This is a genomic window from Cytobacillus praedii, assembly GCF_001439605.1.
GTDB lineage: Bacteria > Bacillota > Bacilli > Bacillales > Cytobacillaceae > Cytobacillus > Cytobacillus praedii.
In genome coordinates this window covers 363,224-384,042 of sequence record NZ_LMBX01000001.1, presented here as the reverse complement: position 1 = coordinate 384,042, position 20,819 = coordinate 363,224, and the positions used below count along the sequence as shown (strand labels likewise).

Here is a 20,819-nt window from a genome sequence, read left to right as displayed (position 1 = left end):
GAGCCTTTATACAATCAATACTCTATTCCTTTTATGTGTTTAACGCTTTTCACACAGAGTTTTTTGACTCTTATTTATCCGCACATAACAAAATAATGATTTTAATAGCGTAACCACTTGCTAGACAATCTAGGTATGGTAGCTATTATATTGAAGCATTTGTAGTATATTCATGCTCTCTTCTTATCACTTGACCAGCTGTTACTCCTAAAAACTTCCCATCTTCAACAGCCAATTGGCCGTTAACAAATACATAATGAATGCCTGATGGTTCCTGCAGCGGCTCCTCATATGTGGCGTTATCTTTAATCGTTAGCGGATCGAATATAACAATATCTGCTGCAAATCCTTCTTTCAGCAATCCTCGATTCTTTAGACGAAGCAATTGTGCAGGGGCCCCTGTCATTTTTCGAATAGCCTGTTCAAGCGTAAGGGCTTGTTTGTCTCTTACAAAATAACCTAATACTCGTGGATACGTGCCATATAGACGTGGATGTGGCTTCCCTCCAAAAATCCCATCAGAACCTACAATTTGTAAAGGATGCTGCATTCCTCCAGTAATTACCTCTTCCTCTCCCCAGTGGATTAGCATGGTGATCCCAGCGTTTTCCTCTAGAAGAAGCTGAAATGCTGCATCAGCCGGTTCAACTTCTAGTAAATTTGCAATCTCACCCATATTCTTTCCTTCAACCCAGCGATTTTTTTCAGTCGATACAGAGGTAAGCGTAATATTTTCCCATCCACAGTTTAGCACCCAGTTTTCATAATCAGTGTTATTCCTAAAATCTTCTTTAATACGTGCCTGTGTATCAGTATCCTTTAACTTCTCCAGAAGTTCGGCTGTTCCGCCAGAATGCATCCAAGGAGGTAAGATCGCATGAAAAATAGTAGAGCCTGCAGTATATGGATATTGATCAAAGGTTACTTCGATTCCTTCTTTTCTCGCCTCGTCCATTCTGTCTAGTGCTTTTTCGTATTTTGAACGATTGATCTTTCCTGCTACTTTAAAATGGGACACATGTAACCGTACCCCAGATTGTCTAGCCACATCAATCACTTCCTCTAACGCCTCAAGTGATTGATTGCTCTCATTACGAATGTGAACAACAAAACATCCATCATATTTTGCTGCTCCTTTGCAAATCTCTATTAATTCCTCTTTGCATGAGAAAACGTTAGGCGGATAGACAAGACCTGATGATAACCCAACAGCCCCTTGTTTCATGCCTTCTTCTACAAGCTCTCTCATTTTTGCCATTTCTTCTTTCGTGGCATTTCGCCCATCAAACCCCATCACCAATGTCCGGACAGCTCCATGTGGGACAAGATAGGCAGCATTTCCCGCTATATCTGAATCTTCCAGAAACTCAAGATACTCTTCAATTGTATTCCACGGCCAATCGCCAATATCTCCATTCAATCCTTTTAATTGCTTCTGCCATAGCGGTTTTGTTGTTTCTGATACGGGGGCAACCGAGATTCCATCCTGCCCGAACAATTCTGTTGTGACTCCCTGTAAAACTTTAATTTTATGAATCTCTGGTTTAATGCAAAGCAGATCAGAATGCACATGGGTATCAATAAACCCTGGACTTACAGCTAGTTTATCTGCATAAATGACTTGCTTTGCCTCTTGTCGGCTTAAATCGCCAATTTTACTTATCACACCCTCTTTAATGCCAATATCCGATTTCGTCCAAGGATTTTCCGTTCCATCATAGATTTGTCCACCTTTAATAATCGTATCAAACATGAGGCATCCTCCTAATAAGTTGATTTTTCTCTTAAGAAAATAAGAACTAGCTTATAGATCTATCCCCACGATTTGCTGCAGCACTTTGCGACCCCCAAAATTTAATAATGACTTCCTGTGATGGTCTTTTTGACAAGTAACTGACAGCAATCATTAAAAAGATTGAAACAGCTGTCGAGGTAACGATCGTTTGCATCCCAAATGGGTTTGGAAATAATTCTCCCAGCAGGATATAGCTTATTAAGCCTGCGTACATTGAAATAATCGCACCCCATGTGGTCGCTCTCTTCCAATAAAGGCCAAAGACAATTGGAGCAAAGAAAGTTGCTTCAAGCCCGCCTATTGCATACACTACAATAAATTGCAGATAATCCGGAGGCGTTAAAGCGAATAAGACAACGCCAACCCCAATAATAAGAGTCGTAAAATATGATAGTTTAGCAATCTTTCTTTCACTGGCTTTCGGGTTAATATAATTCAAATAAATATCCTTCACAACAGAGGCGCTAGTTACAAGCAGCATGGAGTTAACCGTCGACATAATAGCAGCGAGCGGAGCTGATAATACGATGCCCGCCACCCAGCCAGGCATGATATCCAGGATAAGTGTCGGCAACGCCATATCAGGTACGGATAAATTCGGATATAGTACTTTTACAAATGGTCCAAGAGTCGCAAAGAAAATGGTAAACAGCGCCATGATCAGCCCGCTGTAAATAATTGATTTATGCATGGATTCCGTATTTTTAAAGGTCATTCCTCTGACAGATGCATGCGGCAGCCCAATAGCAGCAATCCCAAAGAGCATAAAATAAGAAAACAGCATTAATGGGGTTGCCCCTGAAGGTCCAGGCAGCTCTACCATTTCTGGATGCTCTGTTACGAGTTGTCCGATTAACCCGCTAAAACCCTCTGTCTTAATAAAAAAGAAGATCCAAAGCAAGACTCCGCCTAAAATCATAATGATCCCCTGAATAGCGTCCGTTATTGCAACAGCCCTAAACCCGCCATATACTGTATAAAGAACAACAGCCAGACCAAATATGATTAACCCCGTTTTATAAGGCAATCCTGTAATGGATTCTAAAATCCGCGCTCCCCCTACAAATTGGGCTACCATGTATGCACTAATAAAAATAATAATCCCAATCGAGCTTCCCAGCACGACAGCTTTACTTTGATACCTTTCTTTAAAAAAGTCTGTTAATGTAACTGCATTAATTTTTCTTGCTACAATGGCAAACTTTTTCCCGAGTATTCCTAAAATATATACACCCATCCCTACTTGTGTCAGAAGAATAAGAATCCAGCTAAAACCTGAATTATAAGCAACACCTGGCGAACCAATAAATGTACCCGCACTTGCTGCCGATGCTAGGAGAGTAAATGTTAATACTAATGGACCGAGAGATCTGCCGCCGATGAAGTAATCCTCCTGAAAGTTTGCATTCTTAACCTTTAAACGCTTATGCAGTAAAATCCCGATTGCAAAGGTAACAATTAAAGCAAGACATATCGGTATGAGAACATCCCATTTCATTAAACTGTCACCTACCCTTCATCCTCTGCTTCAATAGACATATCCTTGTAAAAAAACTTCACCATGAAATAAGGAAGAATACAGAAAATCACATTCCCTACAAGTCCACCCCAGAAGAACCAAGCAGGAAAGCCAAGAATATAATTCATGGACGCTGCTGGTTTGTTTAGGCCAATCCATAGGGATACCCCACCTACAAGAAAAATGTTAATCACAAATAACCACATCGTCACCCGCATTTCCTTATCACATTGAGCAAACCTGCTATCCTCGATGAAATCCACTTGATCCTTCAATAAACTCTGCCTCCTTTGATTGATGTTTCAACTTCTCCATTGATTTTTTTGCAGTCAACACTTCTTTTAAAAGTATAGGTCTTGCCTTCGTTAGAAGTCAATAGAATATTATGAATTTTTGTACTATTATAAAAAATAGTCAAAAGGATAGATCGATCCCCTTTTTAATCCCTCTTAATGACCTAGTTATCCTTACTTAACATCATTTTTTCAGAAATATCATTTTACAATTTTTCCTAAAAGTGATATCATAATAATATAAATTAGATATTGTGAGGAGTGATTAGAATGAAAGAAAACAACGTCTTTCAGGTGAATGGATTTATTGGAATTTTATCAATCATCGTACTGCTCGGACTTGGTGTATGGCTTTTAATCAGTGAGCTATTTGCCGTTGCTATTCCCCTGCTTGCTATAGCCGTCCTTTTGGCAAGCGGAATTACAATCGTTCAGCCCAATCAGGCTGCCGTCGTTACTTTCTTCGGTAAGTATTTAGGTTCGATTCGTACCAATGGGCTATACTTGACTGTCCCGCTTTCACTAAGACGCAATGTATCACTAAGGGTTCGAAACTTTAATAGCAAGCGCTTGAAGGTAAATGATGTGGAAGGGAATCCGATTGAGATTGCAGCGGTCATTGTTTTTAAAGTAGTGGATTCTGCTAAGGCTGTGTTTGATGTAGACAATTATGAGGAATTTGTTGAGATTCAAAGTGAAACAGCGATTCGCCACGTGGCAACAAAGTATCCTTATGATACGTTTGAGAATGCAGATCTTACATTAAGAGGGAATGCAGAAGAGGTTTCCAATGAATTGACAGCTGATTTACAAGATAGACTGAATGTAGCAGGAGTTGAAGTAATAGAAGCAAGACTAACTCACCTTGCTTATTCAACAGAGATTGCCCAAGCGATGCTGCAGCGTCAACAAGCAACTGCCATCATCTCTGCCCGTCAAAAAATTGTTGAAGGTGCGGTTGGAATGGCACAAATGGCGATTAGACAGTTAGAAGCGGATAAAACGATTGAATTAGATGATGAACGCAAAGTGCAAATGGTTAATAATTTATTAGTAGCCATTGTAGCAGAGAAGCCAGCCCAGCCTGTTATTAATACGGGGACACTATATTAATGAGTGGGCAATATGTCTAAGAAAAAAAGTTTTCCATTACGATTAGACCCTGAACTGTATGAGATCTTACAAAAGTGGGCGGCTGATGATTTTAGAAGTGTAAATAGCCATATAGAATTTCTTCTTCGTGATGCCGCTAAGAAAGCTGGAAGGCTGAAGAAGTCGCAGGAGTAAATTCAATATGATTAATGAAATGACAAAGGAGAGAGATCGTGACAGGATCGACTCTCCTTTTATGTTTTATGAATTTTTCACCGGAGAGTGATTGGCATTTAGGTAGATACTAGATTTACATAAGAAGAAAAATCATTCTGTGGAAAACGATGAGGATACAAAATGGAGTTTATTGATTTATTTGCCTCTTAATATTTGCTAGGTCCCGTTCATTCCTTGCAGTTTTCTCCCATATAAAGTCATGATCATTTTCCAGTGCTTTGAAACGGGCTACTATTTCTTGATGACGGTCTTCGCTTTTCGTCTCCAGCTTTTCTATTTTTAAATGAAGTTCTTTTTGGTCTTGTTTCATTTCTTGCATGTCCTGTCTCATCTCTCGTTGATCCTGTTTCATGTCCAGCATGTCTTGTTTCATCTCTTGATAATCCTGTTTCATGTCTTGCATGTCTTGTTTCATCTCTTGCTGATCTGAACGCATGGTTCCTACCATTTTTATTAATTGAGATAACATATTTTCTATTTTTTCTTCGTTCATTTTTTCTCACCTCCTCTATACTCATTATTATACATCAATGACTTCCTTGTCGAATCAGTCGTTATGTAAAAAATACAAAAGTAGTTCACATTTACTGAATGCTTACTTTATAGGCCATACATACGAACACATCTGCTAATCAAACGTTTGATTAATAGGTATGTTCGTTTTTAATAAGGGATTTTCTATCATTTTCCACGAAAAAAGTAGGGCGACTTTCGTCTCCCGAACCTTTCTTACCAGTAAATTTTGTCTAGAGATGGTGCCAGATGTCGTTTTGTATGATAGAATATGCATAAAATAGATTATTTTAGGAGGGTTGAGAGAAGAATGAAGAAAAAAGTCGTGACTTTAGCCACAGCTGCTCTTTTATCAGCGAGCTTTACAACGAGTGCCTTTGCTTCTACCTACACGGTACAAAAAGGAGATACCCTCTCTAGCATTGCTAAAAAGCACAATACGACAATTGGTGAGCTTAGGTCATTAAACAATTTAACATCTGATTTCTTAGCTAATAACCAAACGCTAAAGGTTGCAGCCGTACAAACCGTTGCCCCTATTGCTCAGAAAACAGCAGCAGCCGCTTTGACTCAAAATGTAAAAGCCTACACAGTCGTTCAAGGTGACAATCTTAGCAAAATTGCTGCTAAGCATGGAATCAAATTGGCTGATCTCATCGCTTGGAATAGCTTAAAATCAGATATTATTTATCCAGGGCAAAGCTTGAAAGTATCTGCTTCATCTGCAGCACCACCAAAAGCACCTGTAGTGGAGGAATCCTTACCTGCTCCCACTCCTGCCCCTTCGGTAAATAGCAATCAATCAGCATACATAGTAAAAAACGGTGATAGCCTATCAAAAATCGCTTCTCAATTCGGAACAACGGTTCAGCAGCTCCAGAATATAAATAATTTAAAATCTGATTTAATTTACGTCGGGCAAAAATTACTCGTTAACGAGAATGGAAAGCCTGCTGGCAATGGCCAGGGGAATTCCGTAACCGAGACAAAGCCTGATAGCAGTGACCAGGTTACGAATACAGATATGCCTTTATTAAGTGAAGCAATCAAACTAATCGGTACACCTTACGTATATGGCGGTACTAGCGTGAGTGGCTTCGATTGCAGCGGATTTATTTATTATGCTTTTAACAAAGCCGGAAAAACGATTAATCGCCTTTCCTCTGAGGGCTATTATAGCCGTTCCTATTATGTGGATACCCCTCAGCCTGGAGATCTGGTCTTTTTTGAAAATACGTATAAGCCAGGAATCTCCCATATGGGTATTTACTTAGGCGACAACCAGTTTATTCATGCCAGCTCGTCAAAAGGGGTAATGATTACGAAGCTAAGTGATGCTTACTACCAGAAGCATTTTGATGGGTTTAAGAGATTCTATTAATCTGCCTACATGAAAAAGGATCAATCTTCCTGAAGGAAAGGTTGATCCTTTTTTTGTAACATGCACCCCTATTTAAAAGTCATCATTCCAAATATATTCTTCATTTTCATCCGTATAAATCATTAAAACAGCTGCATGTTCAAGTTTTATCTCATCTTTTAAATAAGTAACCAAATTAGAAAAAACTTCCCTGTCACTTTTCTTTTTCTCTTTACCCAGACGAACATTGATAGCTGCTTTTCTTTCACTGATTGAGTACTGAATGGAAGCTTCGGCTGTATCACCAAACTGTTCGTGAATGTAAGGCAATAATGCCGGTCTAACCTCATTATTTATCCCCTTAGCCGTCATTTTGAAGTATTTTTTTTACCCACATAAAGATAAAGACTTCCCTCTAGGTCATTAGCAGTAGCCTTTACGCTTCTTCCATTTGCAGTGAAATGATCGGGAATGTTACCTGTATTAAAGTACTTCCAAACACGAGTCGCATCATTACCAAAATATAATTTAAACAGTTCTTTAGCAACAACTGGAATTCGATAACCCTGTTCCATGGAAGGCGCATTCCACATATAGAACTTAATGGTTACCTCATTTCCCTCTGAACCACCATTAACTACGATTGCCTGCGGCTTTTCCTGAATATCGAAGAAATGTCCATCACCTGTAAATCCAAGTTCATTTTGAAGGGTTTCAAAGTTTGTTGCTTGATTTTGACTCCAAGCAGATTTCAATACGGGTGCTGCCCATCCGTCTGGATAGACCTTCCCTGCTGATTCTGGATGTGATTGTTGCTCTAATAAGGTCAATTTATATTTAGAAGGCGTTTCATATTTTACAGCATTTGATTTTTCCACGAACAAACCGCCGCCTAGACCATAATATCCGGCATCAAACTCTTTCATACTGTAAACTCTATATTCCTCACTCTTGTTAAGCGTTCTATCCAATTTACTTAAGAGGTGATCTGGATTATATTGGTAGATTGGTGTTGGACTTAATACGGTTACCTTGCCAATTTGGCCCTGCTTTAATTCCGTCTTCCCCCACATCACTTTCTGAGTAACTGCAGAAGTGGATACGGTCGATAAAAGTAATACAGGAATCGTTAATACTGTAATAAGCATTTTTCCCTTCATGCCTAAGCCTCCGATGTTCTTCTTTGAAACATGATATATATATCGGAGGAAAACGGGGCATGTTAACTGGATAATTTTACGTAAAATATATCCGTTCTATCATTTTCATGTCCCCACTGACACTTAGACTCCAACCGTTTGGATATGTGTCTCTTTGCCATTTTTAAATACGCGAAGGAACTCGTAGTCTTTCAGTCTGTTAATTTCGTATAATTTATACGATACTTGATCTTCCTGTCCTATATCGGAGCTCTCATTCAAGTAAATAGTAAGTGTATTCTCTTCTTCTTTCACATCGATTGAACCAAAGCTCTTCCCTTTATCAAGAAATTCCTGGCTTAAGAATAAGTAAAACTTATCCTTCTTACCATTTAGAACATATATCCCATTCCCTGTTCCATCTTCATTTATTTCCATCTGCGTAATAAAGTCTTTCACTTTGGCACTTGCCTTTTCCAGATGAATCTCTGAAAATGTCAATTTGCTATCGTTGCCGTTACAGCCCACTAGCAGCAAAAGCATAAATGACAAGAGCATTAATTTCTTCACTGCTTCACCCCGTTATGGTTTTGGAATTCAGGAATCACTTTTTTCTGATATTCATAAATTTTAATTAGCACGCTACACAATTAAATAACCGTTGCTCCAAGTGATCCTTCAAAATGGCTTAATGCCCACTCATGCCCTGCTTGATTAAAGGATGCTACTGCCTCTTGATGAACAACAATTTTAAACCCTTTGTTATAAGCATCCACCGCAGTGTGAAGCACACAAATATCGGTGCAAACCCCTACTAAATGAATCTCTTCAATTCCACGCTCACGCAGTTTCATTTCTAGATCTGTTCCTGCAAATGCCGAATATCTTGTTTTGTCCATAAAGTATACATTTTCCGATTCTTTATTTGTTTCATACAGTTCTTTTAAGGCACCGTATAAATCTCTGCCTCTTGTATGACGGATATTATGAGGAGGAAACAGTTTTGTTTCTGGATGATACGGGTCTCTTTCCTCATGGACATCAACTGCAAACACGGTATAGTCCCCTTTTGAAAGAAATTCCTTTGTTAATTCAACCATTTTATCCTCTAGCGCCTGCCCTGGCTCTCCACATGTTAAAGCTCCATTCGTTGCGACGAAATCTTCAGTGTAGTCAATATTAATTAATGCGCGTTTTGGCATATTTGCTCACCCCATTTAGTTTATCATTACTAATTAAATGGTAATTCAGGGGTGGATTTTTAGCAACTTTCTTCCAATGGCTAGAAAATATACTATGTATATTTTTAAGGTTTTAATTTTAATCATAGGAAACTCCGATTCATAAAACCCTAGTCGTTTGTGTTTTAGAATCCTTCATAACAGATATTTGCACAGACACCCGCAGTTAATATGGTGATGCTGGAAAACATAACACTCTGCAGGCCCAAAACCTGATATCCTAGACCGACTATGCAAACATCCATTAACACGATAAGCAGTCCAATATTTATCGGCCTTTTTTGGGCTATGAAATAAGCGATCAAGTCAGTGCCTCCAGTGCTTGTCTTATAACGGAGCATCATTCCAACTCCAATTCCGCAAATCACCCCTCCTAAAATAGCACTCGCCCAGATCGGCAGGGTAAATTGAATGGGGGAAAAAATATCAATAAAGATCGCTGTCACGATCATCCCGTAAACACTGCCGTGAAATTGAGGTCTATCTTTCACCCATGCATAGAGAATAAGAGGGACACTTAACAATGCCGACCACAGTCCCGCTTGAAAATCAAAATAATAATGCAAAATGAGGGCAAGGCCGATAATTCCACCATCGAGTAAATGATGCGGAATTAAGAAACCATTAATTCCAATTCCCAGCAGCATGCTTCCAAGCACAACTGCAGCTATTCTACCAAACATTTCGACCACCCCATATTTTCAGACAAAAAACACTCACTTATCCATATGAGGATTGTCCAGAGAACATGCGAAAAACATAGGGATGATTCTGCGAATGTTGCTTAGTTTTTAGCTAATTTCCCTTGAATAGAGAGAACAGGGAAACTATCCTTATTTCACAGCTATCTGAGTTTAGGCTATAAAAAAACTCTGAAGAGAATCTATTTTCTACAGAGTTTTCTTCATTTATAAAGGTATGCTTATACAATTCACCTTAAATTGGCGGGACAAGATTAAGTTCTTCTTAGATAGAGTTTTAACCAACATATATGTTGAATTTTTTCCAATGACTACCCTCCGCCAACTTCATATAAAAGTGCAGATTATTTTTCACCACAGGCAAAAATAACTCCTAAATACCCCCAATAAAATCAACTATTTATAAACTAGCTTAATATATTAATTTGGATTTACAAATTTTAGTCGCATTTGGTACTCTATTAAATGGATCTAAAAAGGGGGGAATTAACTTTGCTTAAAAAATTTGTTGCAATCTATTTTATTATCATATTAAGTGTAATACCAGGATGCTCAAATTTCTCTGACAAAACTCAAAAGAAAGAGGAAATCAACAAAGGAATAACCGGTATTGATCCATATACGCTAGAAAGGGACTACATACTAGTATCTAGCAATTCCGCAAATACTATGGAAGCAAGTATAGACAGCATGCTGACATTAGTTGAAGAAATTAATATTAATGATATTGATTGGAGAAGTAACATTCAAGATGCTGTCTCAGAAATTAATATGTCTGCTTCCTTATATTATAGAAATAGGAACTTTTTAACCCCAGAATTGCAGAAGAAGTTTGCTGGGTCCATAGAAAGTTATACCAAGTGTTTTGAAATAATGACTTCTATTTATAAACAAGTTCAACTTGGCATCGAAAATAATAATGAGGATATATTCACAAATATGAGTTCCAATTTAACTGAAGCAAGTACTTTATTGCAACAAGGAAATGACTTTTTAGAGATAGAAAAGGAGTAATAAGCTCAGCAGCTAATAAAAGGAAAATGATACTTGCAGAAACTAGACTAGGTCCACGAATAAACAAGATTATTATTCCCAAATTGGCATTTTATGAATGAATGGGTCAAAGTTGATTTCTCATCAATAATCCGTATGAAGGATTTCTCGAACTAACTTTATAAATGCCTCATTTTCCTCTTACTAAGGGGATGTGTGCTATTTTCAAAGATTACGAGTTTTGAAATTGGTACCTTCTCAGTAATGAGCTCTTAGCAAACCACTAGTGTAACCCAGTCATGTCTGCCGCCTCAATGAAGGACTCTTTCATTGGTTTCCAACCCAGTTTGGGCTTTCATTCAACCAATGAAGGATCTTTTCTATGGTTTCTGATCTAGTTTGGGCCTTTCATTCACTCGATGAAGGACCTTTTCACTGGTTTCCGATCTAGTTTGGGCCTTTCATTCACTCGATGAAGGACCTTTTCACTGGTTTCCGACCCAGTTGGGGCTTTCATTCTACCGATGAAGGACCCTTTCATTGGTTTCCGACTCAGTTTGGGCTTTCATTCTACCGATGAAGGACCCTTTCACTGGTTTCCGACATAGTTTGGGCTTTCATTCTACCGATGAAGGACCCTTTTACTGGTCTCCGACCCAGTTGGGGCTTTGGAATCCATACATAATATAGCCTTAAAGGAATCATTAAGGGCGGTTGAAAAAGAACAAATCGTGGAGATGATTGAACAAGCGAAAATCATCCGTTCCGCTGCTTTACACCTTGGCTTAGATCATGCGAGTTTAATTAGAAAAATGAAATGTTTAGGCAATCAGAAAAAATAATTAATAACACAAAAAAGTGGAGAAAAACAGATCATTTTTCTCCACTAGAATACTAAACTACCGTCACTAATATAGTTAGGTTTAATTAATTGCGTCAAAGTTTTTTCTCCATTAAAGAATCCGTATTAAGAAATCCCTGAACCAACTTTATATATGCTTCATTTTCCTCTTGCTGAGGGGAGTGTCCGCTATTTTCAAAGATAACTAGTTTTGAGTTAGGCACTTTTTCTGCAATGAGCTCTGAGCAAACTACTGGTGTAATCCAGTCATGCCTGCCGACGGTCACTAATGTAGGAACAGATATTTTGTGCAAATCAGGAACTAGATTAAACGCTGGTTTATTGTAGCGAAAAGCAAAATTATGCGTCTCATATCGATAGTAGATAGAATCCAGGCGTGCTTGGACTGCTTCTGCGTCAAATTCGACTGTATAAAGCGGTTGGATAGCAGTAAACATCTCCCTTAGTTCTTCATTCGAGGCGACTTTCCCATCGAATAATCGGCGGATGCCTTCCTCTGTTATGCCTGGCAAATTACTTTCTAAAGCGCGGTCAACGGATAGATGGTCAAATTCACTATTGGCAGAAGTATCCCTTAATAAAACATGGGTGACATTTTCTGGATAGCGCAGCACATACTCAAGCGTTAGAAATCCACCATAGGATCCACCTAGAATTTTAATCGGTCCGCCGACTAAGGTTTTCCTCATTTCTTCAATATCTGCTGTCCATTGCTCATGTGTAAATGGCGGATTTCCGCCTGATCGGCCAGATCCCCGCATATCCATAAATACAAGACGATATGTATCACCTAGTGGGAAAAAGGCTTTAATATCCCCGCGGCAATCACTTAAACCCGGAGCTCCATGGATAAAAAATATAGTCTCTCCATCAGGGTTCCCATGAATTTCATAGTAAAGCTCGTTATCGTTAATCGTAATAAACATTGTCGCAGCTCCTTTCATTATTTTTTAACAAATCGTGGATCAAGTGCATCACGCAGGCCATCCCCTAAGAAATTATAAGCAAGTACTGCGATGGTAATGGCAGCCCCTGGCAAAATCCCAAGTACAGGTGCCGTCCAAATATATTGCTGCGAATTTTGCAGCATATTGCCCCATGTTGGAGTCGGAGGCTGTATTCCCAATCCTAAATAACTGATGGCACTCTCCGTTAGAATAGCTGCGGCAATTGTTAAGGTACCTGATACAATAATAGAAGGAATAATTTGAGGAATAATGTATCTTGTTAAAATTCTCATCGACTTTGCACCAGATGCATTAGCTGCCTCAACAAATTCATACTCCTTCCATTTCAGGGTCTCCCCGTATACAACTCTCGCAATTTCCATCCAGCTAGATAAAGCAATGACTACAATAACCATAATCGGGCTTGTACCAAGAACCGTTAAGGCAACAAGAACAAAGAAAAAATTCGGAATCGCCATCATAGCCTCTGTAATTCTCATAAATATCGATTCTACAACTTTCCCAAAAAATCCAGCACATGCGCCAACAAAGGTGCCAATGAGTAAAGAGAACAGCATGGCTGCTAAGCCTACTAGCAATGTCACCCTTCCTCCATGAAGCATTCTGGCAAATACATCACGGCCAAGGTCATCTGTACCGAATGGATGCTGCAATGACCAGCTAGCTAGTGCCCCTACTTCTTGCAGCTCTTCAGGATTTGCCGTCCATATGAAAGGACCAATAAATACAACTACATGTAAAACAATCAAAAACCATAAGGAAAAATAGGCTACTTTATTTTGGCGCAAGCGATTAAGCAGCGTGTTCTTCCTCTTTTTAGCCTTCACCGCTACTCCGCTCGTCACATTAGTTTGAGTAGAAGCCTCCATTTCTTCTCACCTCCCAAGATCTGTTTATACATTTTTCACTCTTGGATCAATTCGAGAATAAACAAGATCAACAAATAAATTACACACAACAACCACAATCGTAATCATGACCGTTACACCCATCACAAGCGGATAATCTCTTCCTCTCGCCGCTTCAATTATTAACGTTCCAATTCCTGTCCATCCAAAAATCGCTTCAGTAATGACTGCGCCGCTTAACAGACGGGGAATGAGAACACCTATGATTGTAACGACAGGGATTAAAGCATTACGCAAAGCATGGACATATAAGACAATTGATTCTTTTGCTCCCTTTGCCCGAACCGTTCGAATATAGTTTTGAGAGATAACTTCAAGCATGGATGAACGAGTAAAGCGAACAATGTTCGGCAGTACCGTCGTAGTTAAAATCAGTACAGGCAAAATTAAATGAGAGATCCAGCCCCATAAATCAAAATCTGCACCACGAGAGCCAACACCTGATGAAGGCAGCCAGCCAAGGGTAATTGAAAACAGCAGGATTAGCATGAGTCCTAGCCAAAACGCTGGTACAGACAAGCCAATGACACTCATAAAGTTAATGATATGATCCTGTGCCTTCCCTCGTTTAATGGCAGATAATACCCCCAAAAGTATGCCAACAATAACAGAAATGACAATAGTGAAAACCGTTAATTCAATTGTATAAGGAAGACGTTCTGAGATCCGCTGGATGACTGGCTCACTTGAAGTGAAGGATATACCAAGATCGCCTTGAACCGCATGTGTAATCCAGTCTATATACCGTACATATATTGGCTGATCCAATCCTAATTTCTCGATCATTGCTTGACGTTCTTCCGGAGATGCTTCCATTCTCATCGTGCTTGCTGGTCCACCGGGGGCGAGGTTAATTAGAAAAAAGGTGATGACTGTAACAATAAGCAGCAGCACAACACTTTGTCCCAATCGATTAAGCAAAAATCTTAGCACTTCATCTCCTCCTTACTTTCCCGCTTAGTAGGAATGGAAGTGTGTTAATCACACACTTCCATATCCATCAACTATTCCTCGATATACCATTCATGGATATAATGAAGAGCATCCCCAAATGATAGTTCCGGAACACCTTTAAGCTTGTCTACTCGCACTTGTGCTTCTTGCGGATACCAGAGGAACATGTATGGCAGCTCATCTGCCATTAATTTCTGTGCATCCAAGTAGATTCCTTTCCGTTCTTCCACGTCACTTGCTTGTGCGCCTGCATCCAGCAGCTTATCTAACTCTGCATTTTGATAAGCAGGGATATTCATTCCTTTAATACTATTCGAATGCATATAAGCTGATAAATCTGGATCGGCAGGATATCTCCACCAGTTTAAGCTCATTTCATAATCGCGATTAACAACAACATCTTGAATCATTGTGTTCCATTCCATTGCATTTAATTTTACATCAAGGCCAACCTTAACTAGATATTGCTGGACCATTTGAGAAACAGCCTCTAGATCCCCTTGGATTCCAATTTCAAAATCAATTTTGAAAGGTTCTCCGTCTTTATCGACAATGCCATCTCCATCCGTGTCTTTCCATCCTGCTTCAGCAAGAAGTTCTTTCGCACGTTCCGGATCATACTCATATCGCGTAACATCATCGGTGTAATATTCCTTCAATGCTGGGGCAATCCCCGCATCTGCAATTGTTCCATATCCCTTAAGCACAGTATCAATGATGTTTTGACGGTCAATAGCATGAAGAAGGGCTTGTCTAACACGTACGTCCTGATATTTTTCAACTTGCTGATTCACGATCAGCCAGAAGAAGCGGGTAGTCTCTCTTCCCTCAACAGTTACACCTTTTGCTTTCTCAATTCTGTCAAGTGCAGCAAGATCATCCAATGCAAAGATCGAGAGCTCTCCACTTAAAATTTGGGCAACATGCGTATTGGCATCAGCCAGAACCTTATACTCTACCTCGTCAAGAAGTGCAGTTTCTCCATAGTAGTCATCATTTCTTTCAAGAACGACACTCTGACCTGAAGTATAGCTCTTTAGCTTAAAGGAACCGGTTCCGACAGGGGTCTTCTTATTAAAAGAGGTTAATTCCCACGGATCATTCCCTTCAAAGATATGCTTCGGAACAATCTCTGTATTAAAGCTTAAATAAGCTGGTAAAGCTGCTACTGGACTCTCCATCATGAACTTTACTGTGAAGTCATCCACTACTTGGACTTCTTTTACCTTTTGGAAATAAGATGCATTATTTGCCCCTAATTCTTTGTTTAATGCAATTTCATTAAATGTATAGGCGACATCTTCAGCAGTAAATTTCTCCCCATCATGCCAAAGAACATCGTCCCTTAAATAGAAGGTCCATTCAAGGCCGTCTTCAGATGCCTCCCATTTTGTGGCTAAGTCAGGTGAAGGTGCCAAATCCTTTCCTGGCTGTGTTAACCCTGAGAATAATACTCTGTTGATGACATTTGATTCTGCGTATGCGTTCGGATGCCAGGGATTAAATGTCGGATCTGCTACAATCGGAATGGAGACCTTACCACCTTTCTTTGGTCCACTCGCCGAACTACTTCCGTCTTCTTTTTCTCCACTTGTAGTCGTACTTTCTCCTCCGTAGGAGCATGCAGCAAGAAGAACAACGGAGAGCAATAGGGTACTTAAAAATTTCCATTTGCTTTTCTTCATTTTCATCTACCCTCTCAAATTAAATTATTTTGCCCAAGTGGCCTCCAGCACACGGAAGATATTTCCGCCAACAACTTTACGAATTTCTTCACGGCTATAACCTTTCTTCACTAACCAGCGAACAATATTAGGGAAGCATTCTGCTGGATTTTCAAGCCCTTTCACATACTCAACCTTTTGCAGGTTTGCCATTTGAGCACTCTTGATGGAAAGCTGGCCAGCTAAGAGATCGTGAATACCTACGTGATCCCCAAATAATGTATCAGGGCCGAAAGCCACATGGTCGATCCCCACTAAATTGGCTGTGTACTCAAAATGCTCCATGAATGATTCAATATTATGTTCGGGATGATTATGAGTAATTGTCGAATGTGGAGCAGCTTCAATCGCAATAACCCCGCCTTTTTCCGCACAAGCCTTAATTACATCATCTGGTTTCAAGCGTTTTGTATCCCAGAGTGCACGAGCTCCTGCATGGTTGATCGTGACAGGCTTTTCACTCGCCTCGATCGTATCTAATGATGTCTTATCCCCTGCATGTGACACGTCAATCGTAATTCCAAGCTTATTCATCCGACGAACAGCCTGCTTACCGAATACAGTTAATCCGCCATCATTTGGTTCTCTTAAACCTGCTCCTAATTGATTGGCTTCAGAGTAAACAATCCCCATCGTACGGATACCAAACCCATATAAAACATCTAATCGATCAAGCTCGTTTTCAATCATTGTTGAAGACTCCAATGCCCCAACAAAAGCAATTTTCCCTTCCTTTTTCGCGCGATATAAATCCGAGATGCGCTCTGCCTTAATGACCATGTCTTGATGAGCAATATCACTAAAACGAATACCCAAATCATGAATGACATCTGACCATTTCCATCCTGCCTGAGAAGTAATCATCGCTGTTCCATCCATGAAATTTTCGAATATCACATCCAATCCGGATTGGCTAAGCGCTTCAAAGCCTGTCCAATCACGCCCTTGACGTCTGAATTCATAGAACTCTTGTAAGTTTTCCGGCATAACAAATGTATGTTCATGCATGGAAACGATATAATCCTGTTCCAGAATTTCTTGAACGGTTTCTTCTTCATCTGCCGATACTGGATAAACATAAGGTTCCACTCGATCATTTTCCTTCGATAATTTATACTCTTTGTAATCGACACCAGCTTCTAAATACTGAAAAGATTTGTATCCGTCATAAATTTTCTTGTTTCCTTGCTTAGTCGTTTGTGTCATGTTAAAAACTCCTTATTTTGTATTTTTTGACTGATTATTCAATTAACAAAAACATTCAGATAATTAAAGGGATAATTGTCCTGTTTTTCTAGAAGCAATGGCTTCTTTTAGTGTTTGTCCTTCTTCTAGTGGGTAATGGCAAGCGACGTGGTGTTTGCTGCGTACTTCTACTAATGGCGGCATTTCATTCTTGCATCGTTCTGCTGCGAGTGGACATCTTGTTCGAAAACGACAACCAGATGGAGGATTAGCTGGAGAAGGGACTTCTCCTTTCAAAACAATTCGCTCTTTTTTCAATCGTGGATCTGCCTCAGGGACTGTTGATAAAAGTGCTGCTGTATACGGATGAGCTGGACTTTCGAAGATATTATCCGTTTCTGAAAGCTCAACAAGTTTTCCTAAATACATAACACCCACACGATCTGATATATGTCTAACAACATTTAAACCATGTGCGATAAAAAGTAAGGTGAGACCTAATTCCTTTTTTAGCTTCATTAATAAATTGATTACTTGTGATTGAACTGACACATCAAGTGCAGAGACTGGTTCATCCGCTACAACAAATGTCGGATTTAACGCAAGCGCTCTGGCAATGCCTACTCTCTGCCGCTGCCCCCCAGAAAATTCATGCGGATAGCTATTGTAACGGCTAGGATCCAGTCCAACTAATTCAAGCATTTCTTTTACTTTCTTTTCCTTTTCAGCTCCTTTCGCAATGCCATGGATTTCATACATTTCGCCTATAATTTGTCCTATTGTAAAGCGAGGATTCAAAGAGCCGAAAGGATCCTGATAGATTATTTGCATCTGTTTTCGCAGTTTTCTTAATTCATGTTTGTTATGTAATAAAATATTCGTATTATTAAAGAAAACCCGACCTTCTGTTGGCTCCTGCAGCCTCAAAATATTTCTGCCAAGTGTTGATTTCCCGCAGCCTGACTCACCGACTAAACCTAATGTCTCCCCTTTATAAATCGTAAAAGATACATCATCAACAGCCATCACTGCCTTTTTTTCTTTTCTAAAATAACCACCTCCTTTGATTGGAAAATGTTTTTTCAAATTTTCAATTCTTAGAAGTGGCTCTAAGCTGTCAGAGGAATAGCTCTCTTGATTAGAATTCAATAGATACACCCCCTTCTTCCTCAATTTGAAGCAAGTTATTTTCAATCAGGTAATCTACATGCCAGCATGCAACTTGTCTATCGCCTCTCATTTCTAAAAGCGGTTCCTCTGTATGGCATTTATCTGTTGCAAATGGACAGCGTGGTGAAAAACGGCAGCCGCTAGGAATTTCATTTAAGCTAGGAATCGATCCTTTAATCGATTTCAATGGAACCCCGCGTTCTCCGTTCATTTTTGGAACGGACTCCAAAAGGCCTTTTGAATAAGGATGGAATGGCTGATCAAAAATATCCTTCGTATTAGCAATTTCCATCACTTTTCCTGCGTACATAATGATTATTCGGTCGGCCATTTCTGCAGCCACACCAATATCATGTGTAATGAGCAGAATGGACATATTACGTTCTTGCCGTAATTTTCGTAAAAGCTCTAGTATTTGTGCCTCAATGGTAACGTCTAAGGCAGTTGTTGGTTCATCAGCAATGAGAAGGTCCGGCTCTGAAGCTAAAGCAATGGCAATCATTACCCTCTGCCTCATCCCGCCTGATAACTCATGTGGGTATTGCTTCAAGCGAGCCTGAGGATCTGAAATTCCAACAAGGCGAACAAGTTCTTCCGCCCGCTGCCAAGCTTCCTTTTTGCCTAACGAGTGATGAAAAAGAATAGCCTCTGAAATTTGTTTGCCGATTGTAAATACAGGGTTAAGTGCTGTCAGAGGTTCCTGAAAGATCATGGATATTTTCGACCCTCTTATCCTTCTCATTTCCTCGGTATTTTTGGTTGTCAGTTCCTCGCCATTGAATTTAATTTCACCATCAATGATTCTTCCATTCTCATATTCTACTAGCCGCATAATACTCATGGATGTTACACTTTTCCCACTGCCTGATTCACCTACAATACAAATGGTCTCGCCTCTATTAATATCGAAAGAAACACCATCTACAGCTCTTACAAATCCCTCCTTCCCTTGATAACCTGTGACAAGACTTTTCACTTCAAGAATCTTATCCAACTAACTCCCTCCTCTCCATTAAGATAGTTTATTCATTAAATAATTTCTTCTAGATGGAAAAAAGACTTTGCTTAAAATGAAATTTAAATTATCCTGATTCTCCTTCAGTATCGGAAGAAATTTTTTCGCCTGATCTTCTGTTAATCGGTAGCTTGGGCCTGCAACAGATAAAGACCCTAGTATGTTTCTCTTATTATCAAACAAAGGGATAGAAACAGCGGCAACATCCTCAAACGTTTCACTTGAAGTATAGAACCAGCCTTGTTTTTTTATAAACTCAAGCAAATCAAGGAATCCTTCTTTTGTATCAATCTGTTTAGCCTTATTACTTATCCCATGATCGACAATTTTACTTTGAATCTCATCTGGAAGATAGGCCAGGATCACTTTGTGTGAAGCCCCAATGTACAGTGGACTTCTTTTTCCAACGGATTCTGAAAATCGAACACTTTTTTCACTCTCAACTATTTTCAGATATAATCCTTCCTCATTATCAACAATCGTCAGAACGACACTTTCTCCTGTTTCTAAAGCAACCCGTTTCATAATGGGCTGTATCATTTCAGTAATCTTCAGATTGTCCTCAACCACACTGCTTAGCTCTATAAATTTAATACCTAATTCATATTTGTTTGTTTCTGCGTTTTGAACAATATATCCCTTCTCCTCAAAGGTAGAAAGAATACGATGAACAATCGTATGACTCATATCTAAATATCTCGCAAGATCCCTCAATCCCCACGATGGGGTTTCAGCAGTAAATGCATCCAATATACTAAGGGCTTTACTAACCGTTTTCGAACTCAAATTCACACACCCTTTGCGGTTCGATAATCGAACCACTATATTAAATTTTGCAACGTTTTTATAATAATACCACGACAAAAAATATTGTAAATACATTTTTGTGATTTTTTATAAATATCTGACTATTAAAAGACGAGTAATCTTATAAGGCGAATATAAGCTATGCAAATATATGATTCAGTCAAAGTTATAAAAATACAAAATCCCTGTAGATCCATCTACAGGGATTAGAGATTTTTGCTGATTCAATTATTCTTGTTCACCAAACCCAAACCGTTCGCTTAAAAGTTTGGGCTTTCTTTGACCGATGAAGGACTCTTCCCCTGGTTTCCGATCATGTTTGGGCTTTCATTACCCCAATGAA

The 20,819-nt window shown here is 39.3% G+C and carries 22 protein-coding genes; 5 read left to right on the top strand and 17 right to left on the bottom strand.

The window, feature by feature from the left end; all coding sequences use genetic code 11:
- Positions 1-145 precede the first annotated feature (145 nt).
- From ASU02_RS01815 to ASU02_RS01805, 3 genes are read right to left on the bottom strand one after another with little or no spacing between them, the layout of a single operon-like run.
- A complete protein-coding gene (locus ASU02_RS01815) occupies positions 146-1,753 on the bottom strand; it encodes an N-acyl-D-amino-acid deacylase family protein (RefSeq protein WP_057760354.1) in 1,608 nt (535 codons plus the stop codon).
- A 46-nt stretch (positions 1,754-1,799) separates the two neighbouring features.
- A complete protein-coding gene (gene panF, locus ASU02_RS01810) occupies positions 1,800-3,293 on the bottom strand; it encodes a sodium/pantothenate symporter (protein ID WP_057760352.1) in 1,494 nt (497 codons plus the stop codon).
- 11 nt (positions 3,294-3,304) lie between these two features.
- On the bottom strand, positions 3,305-3,589 hold the full coding sequence (locus ASU02_RS01805; RefSeq protein WP_057760350.1) for a YhdT family protein: 285 nt from the start codon (positions 3,587-3,589) through the stop codon (positions 3,305-3,307).
- A gap of 288 nt (positions 3,590-3,877) precedes the next feature.
- On the opposite strand from ASU02_RS01805, the gene ASU02_RS01800 reads away from it, so the two are divergent.
- On the top strand, positions 3,878-4,720 hold the full coding sequence (locus ASU02_RS01800; RefSeq protein ID WP_057760348.1) for an SPFH domain-containing protein: 843 nt from the start codon (positions 3,878-3,880) through the stop codon (positions 4,718-4,720).
- 12 nt (positions 4,721-4,732) lie between these two features.
- Positions 4,733-4,894 (top strand): Arc family DNA-binding protein, encoded by a 162-nt coding sequence (locus tag ASU02_RS25610; RefSeq protein ID WP_075209255.1) that lies wholly within the window; start codon positions 4,733-4,735, stop codon positions 4,892-4,894.
- Positions 4,895-5,063: 169 nt separating this feature from the next.
- On the opposite strand, the gene ASU02_RS01795 is transcribed toward ASU02_RS25610, so the two are convergent.
- Positions 5,064-5,429, bottom strand: coding sequence for a hypothetical protein (locus ASU02_RS01795; protein WP_057760346.1), 366 nt, complete (start codon positions 5,427-5,429; stop codon positions 5,064-5,066).
- A 330-nt stretch (positions 5,430-5,759) separates the two neighbouring features.
- On the opposite strand from ASU02_RS01795, the gene ASU02_RS01790 reads away from it, so the two are divergent.
- Positions 5,760-6,830 (top strand): C40 family peptidase, encoded by a 1,071-nt coding sequence (locus ASU02_RS01790; RefSeq protein WP_057760344.1) that lies wholly within the window; start codon positions 5,760-5,762, stop codon positions 6,828-6,830.
- Positions 6,831-6,902: 72 nt separating this feature from the next.
- Here the strand turns inward: ASU02_RS01790 and ASU02_RS01785 are convergent, their stop codons facing one another.
- From ASU02_RS01785 to ASU02_RS01765, 5 genes are all read right to left on the bottom strand, one after another.
- Positions 6,903-7,181, bottom strand: a complete 279-nt coding sequence (locus ASU02_RS01785) for a hypothetical protein (protein WP_057760342.1) — start codon at positions 7,179-7,181, stop codon at positions 6,903-6,905.
- The gene (locus tag ASU02_RS01780) at positions 7,178-7,969 is read right to left on the bottom strand and encodes a hypothetical protein (protein ID WP_057760339.1); all 792 of its coding nucleotides are present in this window, start codon (positions 7,967-7,969) and stop codon (positions 7,178-7,180) included. The genes ASU02_RS01785 and ASU02_RS01780 overlap by 4 nt, the downstream gene beginning before the upstream one ends.
- 123 nt (positions 7,970-8,092) lie before the next feature.
- Positions 8,093-8,518 carry a hypothetical protein gene (locus ASU02_RS01775; RefSeq protein ID WP_057760337.1) on the bottom strand — a complete coding sequence of 142 codons (426 nt, stop codon included), beginning with the start codon at positions 8,516-8,518 and terminating at the stop codon, positions 8,093-8,095.
- Between the two features lie 80 nt (positions 8,519-8,598).
- The gene (locus tag ASU02_RS01770; protein WP_057760335.1) at positions 8,599-9,150 is read right to left on the bottom strand and encodes a cysteine hydrolase family protein; all 552 of its coding nucleotides are present in this window, start codon (positions 9,148-9,150) and stop codon (positions 8,599-8,601) included.
- A 164-nt stretch (positions 9,151-9,314) separates the two neighbouring features.
- Positions 9,315-9,872 (bottom strand): YitT family protein, encoded by a 558-nt coding sequence (locus ASU02_RS01765; RefSeq protein ID WP_082631661.1) that lies wholly within the window; start codon positions 9,870-9,872, stop codon positions 9,315-9,317.
- A gap of 510 nt (positions 9,873-10,382) precedes the next feature.
- Here ASU02_RS01765 and ASU02_RS01760 point away from each other — a divergent pair.
- Both ASU02_RS01760 and ASU02_RS27320 read left to right on the top strand, forming a co-directional pair.
- Positions 10,383-10,904: a hypothetical protein gene (locus tag ASU02_RS01760; protein ID WP_057760331.1), complete on the top strand. Its 522-nt coding sequence runs from the start codon at positions 10,383-10,385 to the stop codon at positions 10,902-10,904.
- A 647-nt stretch (positions 10,905-11,551) separates the two neighbouring features.
- On the top strand, positions 11,552-11,725 hold the full coding sequence (locus ASU02_RS27320; RefSeq protein WP_157684472.1) for a helix-turn-helix domain-containing protein: 174 nt from the start codon (positions 11,552-11,554) through the stop codon (positions 11,723-11,725).
- A gap of 94 nt (positions 11,726-11,819) precedes the next feature.
- On the opposite strand, the gene ASU02_RS01755 is transcribed toward ASU02_RS27320, so the two are convergent.
- The 8 genes from ASU02_RS01755 to ASU02_RS01720 form a co-directional block, all read right to left on the bottom strand.
- Positions 11,820-12,671, bottom strand: coding sequence for an alpha/beta fold hydrolase (locus tag ASU02_RS01755; RefSeq protein ID WP_057760329.1), 852 nt, complete (start codon positions 12,669-12,671; stop codon positions 11,820-11,822).
- Between the two features lie 17 nt (positions 12,672-12,688).
- Positions 12,689-13,582, bottom strand: a complete 894-nt coding sequence (locus tag ASU02_RS01750; RefSeq protein WP_057760328.1) for an ABC transporter permease — start codon at positions 13,580-13,582, stop codon at positions 12,689-12,691.
- A gap of 24 nt (positions 13,583-13,606) precedes the next feature.
- Positions 13,607-14,554, bottom strand: coding sequence for an ABC transporter permease (locus tag ASU02_RS01745; protein WP_057760325.1), 948 nt, complete (start codon positions 14,552-14,554; stop codon positions 13,607-13,609).
- Positions 14,555-14,625: 71 nt separating this feature from the next.
- The gene (locus tag ASU02_RS01740) at positions 14,626-16,260 is read right to left on the bottom strand and encodes an ABC transporter substrate-binding protein (RefSeq protein WP_057760323.1); all 1,635 of its coding nucleotides are present in this window, start codon (positions 16,258-16,260) and stop codon (positions 14,626-14,628) included.
- A 24-nt stretch (positions 16,261-16,284) separates the two neighbouring features.
- On the bottom strand, positions 16,285-17,505 hold the full coding sequence (locus ASU02_RS01735) for a dipeptidase (protein WP_057760322.1): 1,221 nt from the start codon (positions 17,503-17,505) through the stop codon (positions 16,285-16,287).
- Positions 17,506-17,568: 63 nt separating this feature from the next.
- Positions 17,569-18,633 (bottom strand): ABC transporter ATP-binding protein, encoded by a 1,065-nt coding sequence (locus tag ASU02_RS01730; RefSeq protein ID WP_057760320.1) that lies wholly within the window; start codon positions 18,631-18,633, stop codon positions 17,569-17,571.
- Complete coding sequence (locus ASU02_RS01725; RefSeq protein WP_057760317.1) at positions 18,623-19,648, bottom strand: ABC transporter ATP-binding protein; 1,026 nt, start codon at positions 19,646-19,648, stop codon at positions 18,623-18,625. Before ASU02_RS01725 ends, ASU02_RS01730 begins: the two co-directional genes overlap by 11 nt.
- A gap of 18 nt (positions 19,649-19,666) precedes the next feature.
- On the bottom strand, positions 19,667-20,455 hold the full coding sequence (locus ASU02_RS01720) for an IclR family transcriptional regulator (protein WP_057760315.1): 789 nt from the start codon (positions 20,453-20,455) through the stop codon (positions 19,667-19,669).
- Positions 20,456-20,819 lie beyond the last annotated feature (364 nt).